Origin of the sequence: Paenibacillus ihbetae (assembly GCF_002741055.1) — a bacterium.
GTDB lineage: Bacteria > Bacillota > Bacilli > Paenibacillales > Paenibacillaceae > Paenibacillus_AQ > Paenibacillus_AQ ihbetae.
Map to the genome: position 1 here is coordinate 1,015,220 of NZ_CP016809.1, position 15,515 is coordinate 1,030,734.

The 15,515-nt window shown below is 53.3% G+C and carries 11 protein-coding genes; all 11 read right to left on the reverse strand.

What is annotated here, in order from left to right; genetic code table 11:
* Positions 1-58: 58 nt before the first annotated feature.
* The 11 genes from yidD to pflB all read right to left on the reverse strand — a co-directional run bounded on the left by yidD (position 59) and on the right by pflB (position 14,966).
* The gene (yidD, locus tag BBD41_RS04770) at positions 59-310 is read right to left on the reverse strand and encodes a membrane protein insertion efficiency factor YidD (RefSeq protein WP_077565326.1); all 252 of its coding nucleotides are present in this window, start codon (positions 308-310) and stop codon (positions 59-61) included.
* Positions 307-774 (reverse strand): Fur family transcriptional regulator, encoded by a 468-nt coding sequence (locus tag BBD41_RS04775; protein ID WP_099476849.1) that lies wholly within the window; start codon positions 772-774, stop codon positions 307-309. The genes yidD and BBD41_RS04775 overlap by 4 nt, the downstream gene beginning before the upstream one ends.
* A 270-nt stretch (positions 775-1,044) precedes the next feature.
* A complete protein-coding gene (locus tag BBD41_RS04780; RefSeq protein WP_099476850.1) occupies positions 1,045-3,897 on the reverse strand; it encodes a stalk domain-containing protein in 2,853 nt (950 codons plus the stop codon).
* A 172-nt stretch (positions 3,898-4,069) separates the two neighbouring features.
* Positions 4,070-5,710 (reverse strand): glycoside hydrolase family 3 protein, encoded by a 1,641-nt coding sequence (locus BBD41_RS04785; RefSeq protein ID WP_099476851.1) that lies wholly within the window; start codon positions 5,708-5,710, stop codon positions 4,070-4,072.
* 95 nt (positions 5,711-5,805) lie between these two features.
* Entirely contained in the window at positions 5,806-6,591 is a 786-nt protein-coding gene (locus tag BBD41_RS04790; protein WP_077565323.1) for a response regulator transcription factor, read from the reverse strand.
* Entirely contained in the window at positions 6,566-8,425 is a 1,860-nt protein-coding gene (locus tag BBD41_RS04795) for a cache domain-containing sensor histidine kinase (RefSeq protein WP_077565322.1), read from the reverse strand. Before BBD41_RS04795 ends, BBD41_RS04790 begins: the two co-directional genes overlap by 26 nt.
* Before the next feature lie 21 nt (positions 8,426-8,446).
* Positions 8,447-9,274, reverse strand: coding sequence for a carbohydrate ABC transporter permease (locus BBD41_RS04800; RefSeq protein ID WP_099476852.1), 828 nt, complete (start codon positions 9,272-9,274; stop codon positions 8,447-8,449).
* Entirely contained in the window at positions 9,275-10,159 is an 885-nt protein-coding gene (locus BBD41_RS04805; RefSeq protein WP_077565320.1) for a carbohydrate ABC transporter permease, read from the reverse strand.
* An 84-nt stretch (positions 10,160-10,243) separates the two neighbouring features.
* A complete protein-coding gene (locus tag BBD41_RS04810) occupies positions 10,244-11,596 on the reverse strand; it encodes an ABC transporter substrate-binding protein (protein WP_077565319.1) in 1,353 nt (450 codons plus the stop codon).
* A gap of 217 nt (positions 11,597-11,813) precedes the next feature.
* Positions 11,814-12,533: a pyruvate formate-lyase-activating protein gene (gene pflA / locus BBD41_RS04815; RefSeq protein WP_099476853.1), complete on the reverse strand. Its 720-nt coding sequence runs from the start codon at positions 12,531-12,533 to the stop codon at positions 11,814-11,816.
* Positions 12,534-12,719: 186 nt separating this feature from the next.
* Positions 12,720-14,966 (reverse strand): formate C-acetyltransferase, encoded by a 2,247-nt coding sequence (gene pflB / locus BBD41_RS04820; protein ID WP_099476854.1) that lies wholly within the window; start codon positions 14,964-14,966, stop codon positions 12,720-12,722.
* Positions 14,967-15,515: the final 549 nt, after the last annotated feature.

Consider the following 15,515-nt stretch of genomic DNA (forward strand, 5'->3'; position numbering starts at 1 on the left):
CAGCATGGGCAATTCCATCGAATTTATTCGTTTGCCATCAGGCAGCTACAGCAGCCGGCTATTCCGACGGTGCCCTCTCCTCGCCCTTCCGGGGCGGGACCAGGTCGATGCCCCCGGGGTGAAACGGGTGGCATCTCGCAATTCGCTTGGCAGCCAGCCAAGAGCCCTTCAAAGCGCCGTGGACTTCGATCGCTTCGAGGGCATAGGCCGAGCAAGTCGGATAGAACCGGCAGGTCGCCGGCTTCAATGGAGAGATGAATTTCCGATAGAAGCGGATCGGAACCTTCGCTACCCGGCGTGCGGTGCTCATACCCGGTGCTCCTGCTTTCCTTCGCCCCTGGCGGCCTGTCCGCCGTCATCCGCCTTGCAGCAATCGCGGCAGTAACCGAACACCTCGAATTTGTGCTGGACGACCTGGAAATCGTCCGGCGCATCGGTCAGCTGCATCGGACAGAACGTAATCGGATACGTCTTCTGGCATTGCAGGCAGATCATGTGATGATGGTGATGATTCTCGCTGCAGCGACCTCTGAATTTGATGCCTTCCTCAAACACAACCTGCTCAAGCAAGCCGAGCTCATACAGAACCCGCAAATTACGGTATACCGTATCAAAGCTTAGCCCGCTGTACTTCCGGCCCATATATTCATAAACGTCCTTAGCTTTCAGATAGCCCTGATGCTCTCCAAACAATTTGGCAAGCGTCTTTCGCTGATCGGTAATGCGCAGCCCATGTTCCGACATGGCGTCAATTATCTGTTCCGTCGTAAGCATACGCAAGCGACCTCCTGTTCGTGTCAACTCTCTTAATAATGCCTCAAAAAACAGCCATCGTCAATGAAAGCGGTTATCCGCCCATGCCGGAACGTCGAATAATGGCACTGCTATAAAGTCAAAGCTATACCCACCATGAGCGGGAAAAGGCCGTTCTCGAAACCGTCATGTACGGTTCGAAAACAGCCTCCCCTGCACCGCGGAGCGGTTAGTGTTAGGATCGCCAGGCCGCGGTGCTGATTCCATTCATCGTAACAAGCTCATCAATGATCAAGATTCGTTCTTTAACTGGGGCAGCGGCTGCACAAGAAGATTGATCGGAAGACTGCTTCCCGGCGCTGCCGTGAATAGAAATTCCACTGTTTCCTCGTAGCTGCCTGTTCGATACAGCACGGCTGCATCGTTCGGAGCGGATACCGCGCCATTGCTCGTATTCGGCGTTTGAATAATTTTGCCGTTGACCATCATGGCCCCCATGTACTTGCCGCCGCGCGGATTCAGCGTGATCAGCGTATTCGGCGCTACACGGTGCAGCTTGATTTTGTACAGAACGCCGAAATTGCCGGCATTGAGCGTATAGGAGCCGTTAATTCCGTCGTACCCTTCCAGGTTCGGGTCATTCGTGTTGTCCCCGATCGCAAGGCGTCCCGGCTTATTGCCTACTAGCTCGTAGGATTCGATGATTCTCGTCGAGTCCGCATAGGATCCCCGGTTATGCACACCGTCCGGCGACTGCAAGATCAGATGGGGCAGCTTCTGGATCGGATCCTTCGTTTCATCGATCATGATGACATCATAGCGGATCGGCGCATCCGAATACAGGTCAGCGAGCATGGAAACGACCTGACCGTTCTTCAGCGATTGGGCGTTAAGATCCTTCAAAATCACTCGGCTCTCCCCCGGAGCCAGCGTGATGGTTTGATAATCCTCCGAGGACTGCATGGATTCCAGGTAACGAAGCACAGCCGCCTTGCCTGTAGCGGTCGGAATATTAATCGGTCCGCCCATGCCGGAATATTCGGTTGTCAGCCTTGTCGGTAGGCTGTTGATATTGGTGGCTACGACGTACATCTTCATATTTTTCCCGGTAGCGTTCAAATGATGGATCATGAACCGGGTGCTGCCGTTGCCGGTCTCCCGATACACAATCCCTTCCTGGTACACCGTTTCCGGGGAGTTACTGCGGATCAGCATCGTCGGCTCGGAGCTTCGGGTAATTGGCAGCAAATCCCAAGCCGGAACCACGGAGCCGTTGAATGAATAGCTGTCGCCGATATCCGTAAACAATTGATTGAACTCGTCTTGGGTATACAATACCTCGTTCGTCACGGTGATGATCTTCTCGTACGTGCTGGTTGCACCTTTTTTATCCGTTACGATTAACCGGACTTTGTGCGAGCCCGCCGTAAAGAAGGCCTTTTCGTTATTTTCCCATTTGTAAGTCAGCTCGTCGCCCGGGTCTTGGTCGTAGCTCTGGTCGATATAGGTGATTTTCTCACCCATTTTGTATTGCTCTTTGTCTGTCGTGAACATGGCGACCGGCGGCGTATTCGGTGCAAGGACCTGAATATTCAGCGTGTAAGGGTCGCTCCACTCGCCGCTTGAATCCTGGACCGAGTAGGTGACAGGGTAGGTGCCCGGCTCGCTAAACATCTCTTCCCGCCCCTCCCAGCGCTCATCCACAATCGGAAGCCCTGTCGGGGAATAGGCATTCGTCCGGTACGTTACGTAGGTCTCTCCGGCATAAATTTCGGCCGGCGACACGGTGAAGGATGCGACCGGCTTCGTGCTCAAGCTGAGAATGACGCGCTTGTTCGGCTGGTCCACCTTATAGGAAATATCCAGCGCCTGCGTGATGCTTGTCAGCGGTACCATGAACGTATTGCTGCTCTGATAAGCAGGTCCCTTCATCGTTTTGCGCTCTCCGTTGACGGTATATACGCTGCTGTTCGTTTTGAACCGAAGCTCATTGCCGCCACGGATAATGATTGTTTCTTTCGTCTTCGCGTCATAGGTCAGCCTTAGGCCAACCCGATTGACCAGCGATCGGATCGCGACGTAGGATACCCCCTGCTTCACGGCCATCGGCTGTCCGGCCTTATACATCTTGCCCCCTTGATACATAACATCGCTGTTCATCATCAAGATCAGATCGTTCGGACCGAGATTCGGAATGTTCGGCACCTGACTTCCCCCGCCGCCGTCTCCCGGCTCAGGCTGGGTGCTGCCTCCATCGCTGCTGCCTCCGTCTCCACTGCCGCCACGGGACAGGTCAAGAATCACTTTCTTCTCGGATTGATTAACCGTATATGGAATATCAAGCGCTTGCGTAATCGAAGTTAATGGAACCATAAACACATTGTTGGAAATATAGGCCGGCCCCTTCATCGGGCGAACCTGTCCGTTTACTTTATAATTGCTGCTCCCTGTCTTGAAGCGGAGCTCATTGCCATCCTTGATGATAATGGTTTCCTTCGTCTTATTGTCAAAAGATAGCTTAAGTCCTGCGCGCTCGACCATAGCCCGAACCGCTATATAAGATACGCCTTTCTTGACGGCCATCGGCTCACCGGCCTTATACCGCTGACCGTTATGGTACATCACGTCGCTGTTCATCAAAAGCACAAGCTCATTTTTGGAAGCCCGCGATGTTTCGGAGGTGCTGGATTTGTCCGTATCGTTCCCGGTATTGCCTGAGCTGTTGCCAGTGTTGCCGGTGCTATCCCCGGTGCTATTCCCGGTGTCTCCCGAACGGTTCCCCTCTTCCTCCGCTTGCTGCTGATTCGAAGGCTGTTCACTGTCTTGCTCCGTATCAACGGACGATGAAACTTCCTCGGCTTCATCCGGAATCGAATCGGCGCTACCTTGCTGTACTGAATCCGTTTCGATGGAATCCGTTTGGACCGATTGTTCTTCTACTGACTGCTGTTCTGGTTGTACGTCATGCTGATCCGTCTGCTGCTGCAGGTTCTGCTGGCCTTGTTCCACCGCGGTGGACTGCAGCGTCGAACCGGCGGATTGGGCCGGAGCCGTGTAATCCGGTGATGCGGCTGCTGCCGGTACGGCTGCAAATACCTGTGCCGCAGCAAGGACGGTGATCAATGAGATTCTTCTGAAGTTCATCCTCTACTCCTTTAACACTGCTTTATAGTCTCTACTGTCTCTATCAGACATACTATTAGACGCCATAAATCCCGAAAAGTTTCTATAAAAGGTCAGGATAATAGCAAAACCGGAGCCCCCTCTAGGAGGATGGCTCCGGTTTTGCACGTGATACAGCATGGTATATCGCGAATTAACGCTTGGCAACATTCTGATTATAGCTCCAGCCCAGCGGATAAGTTTCGCTGATTCCGACCGGGAGTCTGCCGCCCGGCTTTAGCTTACCAAGAAGCACATCCGCCGCGGCTTGCATGTAATATGGCGTATTTTCATACGTGCACAAATACGTTGGAACCGAAGGGAGATCGCAAAGATCGTACGGGTTGCGGGTCGCTACGACGATCAACGTTATGCCTTCGAGCTCGGACAGCCGCTCCACCAGCTTCTTCTGGCCTTCCGGAAGCCGACTTTCGGAAGTATACGTGGCAACCACGATCTGCGTATACCCCTTCACCGCTTGAAGCGCCTGCTCTATTTCTTCGTCCGTCATATTGGTGCCGACACGCACATCGTCCGCTTGGACCCCTCGGCTTCTAAGCGCGTTGCCCAGCGTATAGCTCTTGCTCCAAGCCTCATCAACCTGGGTGGCCTTAAGCAGCTCCGGCCAGATCACCGCAACTGGCTGCTCCGCCTGCAGCGGCAGCCGATCCTCGTCTTTGACAAGGGTAACGCCTCTTCCTGCAATATCGAACAGCAGCTGCTTTGTCTCCTCGCTCACCCGGGCTACGGGTTGAACCGGCAGCTCGGCTGCCAGCTTGGCATTACGCGCCTTCAAAGCCAGGATCCGGCCCACGGCAGCATCGATTTGCGCCATCGGAATTCTGCCGCTCCGAACAGCCTCGATGACAGCGGTAATCGCCGCGGTCTGCTCCGAGAGCGTATGGCTGACGAGCACGCAGTCCGCCCCGGCCTGGATGGCGCGGATGGCGCCTTCCGGTATGCCGTATTCTTTGGAAATAGCATGCATTTCCAGGCAGTCGGTTACGATCAGCCCTTCGAAGCCCAGCTCCTCCCGGAGCAGTCCGGTCAACACCGCGCGGGATAAGGTTGCCGGCAGATCACTCGGCTCAATTGCCGGGAAGCTGACATGGGCCGTCATAATCGCGTCTACCCCATGCTTGATCGCTTCGATGAACGGATACAGCTCCACCCGGTTCAAGCGCTCTCTGTCATGTGGAACCGAAGCTCTGCCGAGGTGGGAATCGACGCTCGTATCGCCGTGCCCGGGAAAATGCTTGGCCGTAGCGGATACGCCTTCTTCCTGATACCCCCTGATGCTTGCCGCGCCAAGGGCTGCCACCGCTTCAGGATCCTCGCCGAAGGAACGCACCCCGATGACCGGATTGCGCGGATTATTGTTGACATCAAGGCAAGGGGCGAAGTTCATGTTCACGCCGAGGGAGCGCAGCTCGCGGGCTCCGATCCTTGCCACCTCATAGCAATCCTCGACGCTGCCTGCAGCGCCGAGCGCCATATTTCCGGGAATGCGGCTGATCCCGTCATGGTCAATGCGGGCGACCATGCCGCCCTCCTGGTCGATGGAAATCAACAGCGGGATGCGATGCGTCTCCTCGGCCATACGCTGGAGAGCTTCGGACAGCTCCGCAAGCTGCGGCAGCGTCTCAACGTTGCGGCGGAAATAACAGATGCCGCCGACCTGATACTGTTCGACCAATATTTTCGCATGCTCGTTAGGCGTCAACGCATTGAATCCGCAAATGAACATTTGCCCAACTTTTTGCTCCAAGGTTAAATCTGCTGCGGTCCACTTCATCGTTACGTACCTACTTTCTCTTATATTAGGGACTTCGCAGGCCTATGATGAGATCAGCATGATGCAAGAGGCTGCCTGCAGCGTCCGGAATAAGCTCATACCGTTGCTTTGCCGGACATTTCCCGGAATTCGGACGGGGTCATGCCGGTCGCTTTCTGAAACACCTTCGTGAAATAGCGCCGTTCATGATAACCGACAAAGGAACCGATCTGCGCAATGTTCTTATCACTGTTCACGAGGAGGAACTTCGCCGCCTCCATCCGCTGCTTCGTCAAATATTCGACAAAGGTCAACCCGACATGATTCTTGAACAGCAGGCAAAAGTAACTCGAGCTGATGCCCAAATGCTCCGAGAGCTCTTCAATGCCCAGATCCTGTCCCATGTTGGTATTGATATATTCCAAGGCGGAAGCAACCAGCTGCTCGGGCGTCTTCTTGGCGGTTTCCGGCCCCGGGACATCATCGATCAGCGAAACGGTGCTGTAATACTTCTCTTTCGCCCTCTTCTTGCGAATCTCCTCCCCGATCCCGCGCACCTTATCCTCAAGCTCGCCATAATGGATCGGTTTGCTGATATAATCCTTGACGCCGAGCTTTATCGCTTCCCTGGCATACTCGAATTCCTGATAGCCGGTAAGCAGGATGATTTCCGCGCGGCTCCCCTCCTCCCGGATTTTCGAAATGAATGTCAGGCCGTCCATGACGGGCATCCGTATATCCGACAGAATCAGATCCGGCGTATACTGTTCAGCGATCTCCAATGCTTCCGTCCCGCTGCGGGCCAAACCGATCACCTTCATGCCCATCTCTTCCCATGGGAGCACCCTGTTCAGATTGTTCAAGATCGGAGCCTCGTCATCGACCAATAATACCTTCAACACGCTGCCCTTCCCCCCTATCATAATTGGGTATGACACACTGTATTACGGTGCCGCCGGGACGGCTTGAGCAGATAAACAGACCGTAGTAATCCCCGTACTGAATGCGTATGCGGTCCGCTACGCTCCGCAGTCCAAGCCCGCGGCGTTCCTGATTCACCTTCAAATTTTGAAGCTTCGCCTGCTGCGACATCGAATCGTCATGCACCATATATTCAAACATCGACAACTGCTCCGGGGTCATTCCAAGCCCGTTGTCTTCCACCCGGATGATGACATTGCCGAGTTCCTTCCATGCCGATATCCGAATGAGCCCCTTGTACGAGATTCCTTCAAATCCGTGCTGGATGCTGTTCTCCACCAGCGGCTGCAGCGTCAGCTTGAGGATGCGGCTGTGCATCAGCTCCTTCGGAATGTCGATTTCATAGTCGAACACATCCTCGAACCGGAACTTCTGGATCTCCAAATAGCTCTGCAGATGTTTGATTTCTTCCTCCAGGGTGATTTCTTCCTTGCCTTGAATGCTGATGCGCAGGATGCTCGCCAGCCGGTATACCATCTCGCTTACCTTGCGGCCTTCGTTTTGGATAGCAAGCACATTGATGGACTCCAGGGTGTTGAACAGGAAATGCGGCTTGATCTGCGCCTGCAGCACCCGCATCTCCGCTTCCGTCTTCTGCCGCTGCTCCTTCTTCACCTGCACGAACAGATCGTTGATCCGTTTCATCAGATTGTTAAAGCCTTTCGAGAGCAGCAGAAGCTCATCCTCGCCCTTCTCCTCGACTCTAGCATTCAGATCTCCGTCCTCGACCCGGCGCATAAACCGGACGATAACGGCAATTGTCCCGGTAATCCGGTTCATGAACAGCCGGTTAAAGACGATTGCGGTTACAAGACAGACACCCATAATCACGAAGAACCATTTGGCAAACGACGTGACTTCCTGGGACAAGGAGTTCCAATCGGTTAAGGAGACCAGATTCCAGCCGTAATCATTCAGATGGTAAATGGAGACGATGTGCTCCTTCCCGTTGAACTTGGCCTTAAAGCTCTGGTAGCCTTGCTTGAACTCGAATTTATGCTTCATGTATTGCTTGATATTTTGCCCGTCCATGCTGTTCTCCGGATCAAACAGAACCAATCCTTCATTATTTACGAGCATGAACGAGGTGTTTTGCAGATTGTTAGGGATCGTCAAATTGCGAAAGATTTCCTCGAACTCCCATTTCTTGATCTGGACGACCAATATGCCGAGCTTGCGCAGCGTGGTCACGTCCTTGATCAACCGGATCTGGGTGAAAACCGGCTCTTCGCCTGTCAGCTCCTGAAATTCATGGGGTGCAAGCCACTTGGGTCTTCCATTCAGCGACACCACTTCATCATATAACGGGCTGCCCTTAAACTGGTCATACGGAAGCGTTCGAAAATTTTCTTTGCTGAAGATCGGAATCGGCGGCGACTCCCGGTTGAAATGATACAAAAAAGCGTAGCTGATCGCAGGGTGATTATATAGAAGATTCCGGAAGCTGCGCTGCCTGTCATTCAGTTTCAGCTGCTCCGCATTGGACTCCTTGATCAGGTTCTGATCGTTCGGATCCTTCGCATTCAGCGCCATCGCGAACACCGAGGTGGCAATCCCGTTGTCCGTCACGTATTCCATCTCCTTGAACACGTTCAGAATGCTGTAGCTGATCGCTTTAAGCGAGTATTCGGCTTGCTGGCTGTATTTTTCCTCAATCGAGTTATAGGTGATAAAAAAAGTAAACAGGCCCAGCAAAAATAACGGAATGATAATGAGTCCCAAAAAAGCCGTAAACAATTTGTTCCGCAGATTCATACGCATGCTCCCGCTCTCGTATTACCCCTTCACGCTTCCCGCGGTGACCCCTTCAATGATCTTCTCTTGAAGAATCGCATAGATGATCAGAACCGGCAGAACACTGAATACGATCCCCGCCGACATTTGGGCGTAGTTCATGTTGTAAGCGTCCCTGAAACCGACCATCCCGACTGGAAGTGTTCGCAACTCGTCATTGGACAAGAAATAGTTAGCAAGCAAAAACTCGTTCCAATTCCCCAAAAAATTAATGATAAATACGGTTACGATCGCCGGAACGGTCAGAGGCAAGATAATTCTAGCAAACAAGCCCCCCGACCTCAATCCATCCATGACGGCGGCTTCCTCGATTTCTCCGGGCAACGAGCGCATAAAAGCCGCCAAAATGATCACGGAGAATGGTATCGCATTTGCCACGTAAGGCAGAATGAGCGCCAGATGCGTATTCAGAATGTCCAACTGACGCATGATGCCATAGATCGGCAGCATCAAGGAATTGTTCGGAATAAGCATGCCCAGCAGGATGCACTGGAAGAGGATGACGCTGATCCGGTTGTAGCGCATACGCGTAATGGCAAAGGCCAGCATCGCCGCAAACAGGATCGACAAGCATGCGGACAGCACGCCGATATACAAGCTGTTCCAGAAATAAGTGCTGATCTTGGCGTTCACCCACGCATTGACATAATTGTCGAGCACGAAGGTGTCGGGCAGCCCGAACGGGTTGGCCGCGATCGACTGGTTATCCGTCTTTACCGACGAGAACAGAACGAACAGGAACGGATACAAAATGACGAGCAGGTAAGCCATCAGGAAAATATGCGGGATCAGTTTCTTCATCGCTCTCATTTAGTATTCAATCCTTTCGTTGCGGCGTGCGATCAGTACCTGATAGAGCGCGGTAATGATCATCGTAAAGACGAAGATCAGAACGGCAATCGAATTCCCGAAGCCGTGCTTAAAGCTGGTAATGGCGTAACGGATCATATAGGTTGCCATGACGTCCGTCGAGCCGGCCGGCCCGCCCTTGGTCATTACCAGAATAATATCGGCGGCTTTCATCGCCCCGGCGATCGACAGCATGATGACAACGGAGATGATCGGCATAACCAAAGGGAGCGTAATTTTCATGGCTCGCTGCCAGCCGGTGGCCCCGTCGATTGCCGCTGCCTCATCCAGCTCCTTGGGAATGGAGATGATCGCGGCCAGCACCATCACAATGTAAAAGCCGGTCCACTGCCAAGCGTTTGTGATCAAGATCGAGAGCATCGCCCAGTTTTTGTCCGACAGCCAATAGATCGGCTCCACACCAAACAGCCCGAGGATTTGATTCATCAAGCCGAAGTCCGGATTATAAATGAAGCCCCATAAAATGCCGATGACGGCCGTCGACATGATCGACGGGGCGAATACGGCGGTTTTGTACAGACCCTTCAGCCGCTTCACATTGGCGATAAGGAGCGAGAAGATGACGATCAGCGGAACCTGGACGAAGCATGAGAAAAGAATGAAATAGACGTTGTTTTTAACCGATTTCCAGAACGCGATATCCGACATGGCCGCAGCATAGTTGTCAAATCCGATATATTTCACGTCCTTGGAAATGCCGTTCCAGCTCGTAAAGCTGTTGTCAATTGCCGTATAGATCGGGTAAATGAAAAATGCCAGGAACAGAATGAACGCCGGCAGCACAAACAAAATGTAGATCAGAGGATTTCTCAGCGCTTTATTCATAGTAACCTCCGTATTGATGTCAGTCGTTTAGGCGAAAAGGCACCCCCATGACAGCGGGTAGTGCCTTAGATCGCCTGCACTTGATTATTCCTCCGCAGCGTTGGCTGCTTCTTGCGCCGCTTGAACGTTCTCCAGCATCTTCTGAGCGTCAAGCTCGCCGCCGATTACCTGCTGGATGCCCATGCTCAGCGCGGTGTTCACGTCAGCCTGCACGAGCGCATCAAAGGCAGGGAAGGATTTGCCGATCTCGCTGACCCCTTTGAAAATATCCTGCATAAGCGGATCGTCGGACGTCGAGTTCATCGTTTCCAGATCCATTTTCATAGCCGGCAGCACCCCGTCTTCCTTCAGGCCGCGCAGCTGCATTTCATCGGTCCACATGTTCTTGATAAACTCCTTGACCGCCTGCAGCTTGCGCGGATCATTCGCCACTTCGGCCGAGAAGCCGTAACCGTTGTTCGCATCCTGCATGACGACGACAGGGTCGCCCGCGTTTACAGGCGGCAGGTTGAAGTAACCGATTTTGCCGACCATATCGCCAGCCTGCTCCGGATCACGGAATACCGAATTGGCCCATGAGCCGTCCATCATCATGATAGCTTCGCCGGAGAGAATCTGGTTTCTCATGTCCGCATACTCGAATCCGAGCTCGCCCTTCTTGAAATAACCTTTTTCCACCCATTCCTGATGCTTCTTCACGCCTTCGACCACTTTCGGATCCGTCCATTTCGTTTCGCCGGTCTTGAAGCCGTACGTCACTTCCGGTCCTGCATAGTAGCTCCACAGATTATTGGTTGTCATGAGCGGAATCCATGCGTCCTTCGAGGATTGCGCAAACGGGATTTTGCCGTCCGCCTTGATCGCTTCCGCAATTTGCTCCAGCTCGGCCAGCGATTTCGGCACGGAGAGGCCTTTCTGCTCGAAATATTCTTTGTTATAGAAAATACCTTCGATGGAGCCGCCGATCGGCAATCCGTAGATTTTGCCGTCGTGGGTGAAAGGATCCAGCGTCGTAAATTTGTCTTTAATGCCGAGCTCGTCGAGGATCGGCGTCAGATCGAGCATCAGCCCTTCCTTCGCATATACACCTGCGTCCGGGCTTCCGAACACATCGAACACTTCCGGCGGCTTGCCCGCAGCCATCTCGCCTCTAAGCTTCTCTTTGCGGTTCACCTCCGAGTCGACGGCATCCAGCTTGATCTTCAGACCTGGGACCGCCGCTTCGGTTTTGCTGACGACGTCGTTCAGCAGCGCAAGACGGAATTTCTTGGATTCGCCCACTTGCGTGTGACGGATCGTAATTTCAAACGGTTCGCTGCCCGCTGCTCCGCCCGTACCGCCTGACGGCTTCTCAGCTCCCTTGTCTCCGCAGGCAGACAACAGCGCAGACGAGACGAATAGAAGCGACATGAGTAATGCCAGACCCTTTTTCTTCATTGTCTTTGACCCTCCAAAAGGTTTGTTTGTTTTTGTTACATCTTCATTATAGAAAGCGATTCCATTCTCCGATAGGTCGACATTATTCTATCTTAGGGATAAAATCTTCCACAAAAAACAATGACCCTTCCATAATCAGGAAAGGTCATTGTCATTTATCTTAACATATTATGTGGCATTAATTCTGGCTTAAAGGGATGATGAAGTACCCTGCATATCAGACGACTTCTCCAATCAACCGGTATGCGCGCGCCACTTCCTCCTCTGTCGGCGAAGGCACGCCTTCCAGCGGATAGGCCATCCCAAGCTCCTTCCACTTATATACACCCATTTGGTGATACGGCAGAATTTCGAATTTTTCCACGCCCTCAAGCGTACGGATAAATTGCCCTAGATCGGTTAGGTCTTCCTCTTCGTCATGGATGCCCGGAACGAATACATGCCTGATCCACATCGTTTTTCCGTGGTCCGACAGCCATCTGGCCATCTTTAGCGTGCGCTCATTGGATTTGCCTGTCAGCGCGATGTGCTTGTCGTCGCGAATATGCTTAAGATCCAGCAGCACAAGGTCTGTATAGTCCAGCAGCTCCGCAATTTTATCCGGTTCGTTGTATCCGTTACTGTCCAAGGCCGTATGCAGGTTCCAGCGTTTCTTCACTTCCTTGAACAATTCGGCCACGAACGGATATTGCAGCGTCGGCTCCCCGCCGGAAACCGTCAGCCCTCCGCCTGAACCGCGGTAATAGCTTAAATACGGCTCGATCTCCCGGCATACATCCTCCACCGTCATCTCCTGACCTTCGTGCAAACCCCACGTGTCCGGGTTATGGCAGTATTGGCACTTTAGCAGGCAGCCCTGCATGAAAAGCACGAAGCGGATTCCCGGACCGTCCACCGTTCCGAACGTTTCGATGGAGTGTACATGGCCTTTCAGCATGGGGCATCATCCTTTCTGTCTCCGCTCAGCCAACCGGAACGTTCTCCGCTTTTTCCGTATCCGCATTGCCAGCGGGAACACTCTCCGCTCTTTCTGAATCCGCATAACCTAGCGGAAAATCCCCCGCGGCTTGTATTGCGGCTTGACCATCCAAGCTTTCGTATGACAATCTCTATCGGTTTTTCATTACATCGAACCGTGGAAGGTCCGGTTGATGACGTCCAGCTGCTGCTCGCGCGTAAGCTTGACGAAGTTGACCGCATATCCGGATACGCGCACCGTCAGCTGCGGGTAGTTCTCCGGATGCTCCATCGCATCGATCAGCTGCTCTCTGTCGAATACGTTGACGTTCAGGTGATGAGCATCATCGCCGAAGTATCCGTCCAGCATCGCAACGAGATTGCGAATGCGGGTATCGGCGTCCTTGCCCAGCGCCTTCGGCACGATCGAGAACGTGTTCGAGATACCGTCAAGGCTGTCCTCGTAAGGGAGCTTTGCAACCGACGTCAGCGAGGCCAGCGCGCCCTTCTTGTCGCGGCCGTGCATCGGGTTCGCTCCAGGCGCGAACGGTTCGCCTGCTTTGCGACCGTCAGGGGTCGTTCCCGTCTTCTTCCCGTACACGACGTTCGACGTAATGGTCAGCACCGACTGCGTCGGCATGGCATCCCGGTACGCCTTGTGCTTGCGAATCATGCTCATAAACGTCTCCACCAGCTCCACCGCAATGCTGTCCACCCGGTCATCGTTGTTGCCGTAGCAAGGGAAGTCCCCTTCGATTTCAAAATCCACGGCAAGTCCCTGCTCATTGCGAACCGGCTTAACCCTCGCGTGCTTGATTGCGCTCAGCGAATCCGCCGCTACGGACAAGCCCGCGATCCCGCATGCCATCGTCCGTAATATATCCCGGTCATGGAGCGCCATCTCGATCCGTTCATAGCTGTATTTGTCATGCATGTAGTGGATGACGTTCAGCGTATTCATGTAGAGCTTCGCCAGCCATTCCATCATCGGCTTGAACCGTTTCATCACCTCTTCGTAGCTGAGAACCTCGGCCGTGATCGCCGGATATTCCGGACCGACCTGAGCACCGCTCTTTTCGTCCCTGCCGCCGTTAATAGCATAGAGCAGCGCTTTGGCCAGGTTTGCTCTTGCGCCGAAGAATTGCATTTGCTTGCCGATTCGCATCGCCGATACGCAGCAGGCAATGCCGTAGTCATCGCCGTAAATCGGACGCATCAGATCATCGTTCTCGTACTGGATCGAGCTCGTTTCGATCGAAACCTTGGCGCAATATTTCTTGAAGGCTTCCGGCAGCTTCTCGGACCATAGGACGGTCAGGTTCGGTTCCGGAGCAGGTCCCAGATTATACAGGGTGTGCAGGAAGCGGAAGCTGTTCTTCGTCACGCGGGTAACGCCGTTTAAGGACATGCCGCCGATCGATTCCGTCACCCAAGTCGGATCTCCGCTGAACAATTCATTGTAATCCGGCGTACGCAGGAATTTAACGATACGCAGCTTCATGACAAAGTGATCCACCAGCTCCTGAGCCGCTTCTTCCGTCAGCTTGCCTTCGGCGAGATCGCGCTCGATGTAAATATCAAGGAAGGAAGAGACCCGCCCCAGCGACATCGCGGCCCCATTCTGCTCCTTGATTGCGGCCAGATAGCCAAAATACAGCCACTGGAACGCTTCTTTGGCCGTATTGGCCGGCTTGGAGATGTCGCAGCCGTGCATGGCGGCCATTTCCTTCAGCTCTTTCAGCGCCCGGATCTGCTCCGACAGCTCTTCGCGCAGACGGATCACCGGTTCATCCATCGCGTCCACTTCAAGCTCGGCCAGCTCTCTGAGTTTATCCTGCACGAGCGTATCCACGCCGTACAGGGCCACCCGGCGATAGTCCCCGATAATGCGCCCGCGTCCGTAAGCGTCCGGAAGGCCGGTAATGATTCCGGCTTTGCGCGCGGCCCTCATCTCGGAAGTGTATGCGTCGAACACCCCCTGGTTATGGGTTTTGCGGATATGGGTGAACATATCGATGATGCTCTGCGGCATTTCAAAACCGTATGCATTGCATGCGTCAATCATCATCCTGATGCCGCCAAACGGCTGAATCGAGCGCTTGAACGGCTCGTCGGTCTGAAGCCCGACAATCTGCTCCTTCTCCTTGTCCAAATACCCCGGCTGATGGGAAGTGATCGTCGACGGCGTATTCACATCAACGTACAGCACCCCTCCGGCCTCCCGTTCCCTGCGGGTCAGATCGGATACGATGTCCCAAAGAGCCTTCGTATGATCCGTCGGTCCGGCAAGAAACTCCTCGTTCCCCTCATATGGCGTTATGTTTCTGGCAATAAAATCGTTGACGTCGACTCTCCTATTCCATTTCCCCGGCTTGAATGCTCTCCAGCCTGCGTACTGCTCCATCACCGACATTTCGAATCCCTCCTAGTTTTAAGCTGCAGCCTGCACATTCGGCGTAACCCTCCGCGCTACGGGTACTTCCCGACTTTCCGATCCAATCACTTTAATGTGATTTATTTCACTAATTGAGGCGGATTAAGATTAATTTAAAGTGAAAGTGAATTAATGCGGTTTAAAGCGCGTTAGTTGCTCCATATGCCTGCAAGCTGCTTTTGTAAAGATCCGAGATTCATCTCGCTTATTTGGTACACCTTTATTGTAACCTTCGTGGATTCTTACATCTGTGATAATAATCACAAAGATGCTGCTTTTCGTGATTTATATCACGTGTTGGGGCTGGACCGCGTCTTTCCCATGGCGTTCCATCCCGCTTTCCTTAACCCTTAGCTGCTGGATGTGTCGAGACCCAACGAAGCATGCTCCGGGTTCAGGGACCGTGTGCGCGAGAAGCGATTGCCGCTGAGTATAAGCCCCCTTATGGCCCCCTTACCTCCCCCCTCCTTATCTCCTCTCTTATCTCCCCTTATCGCTGGATAGATACAAATCCGGGCCGGCTAGGGA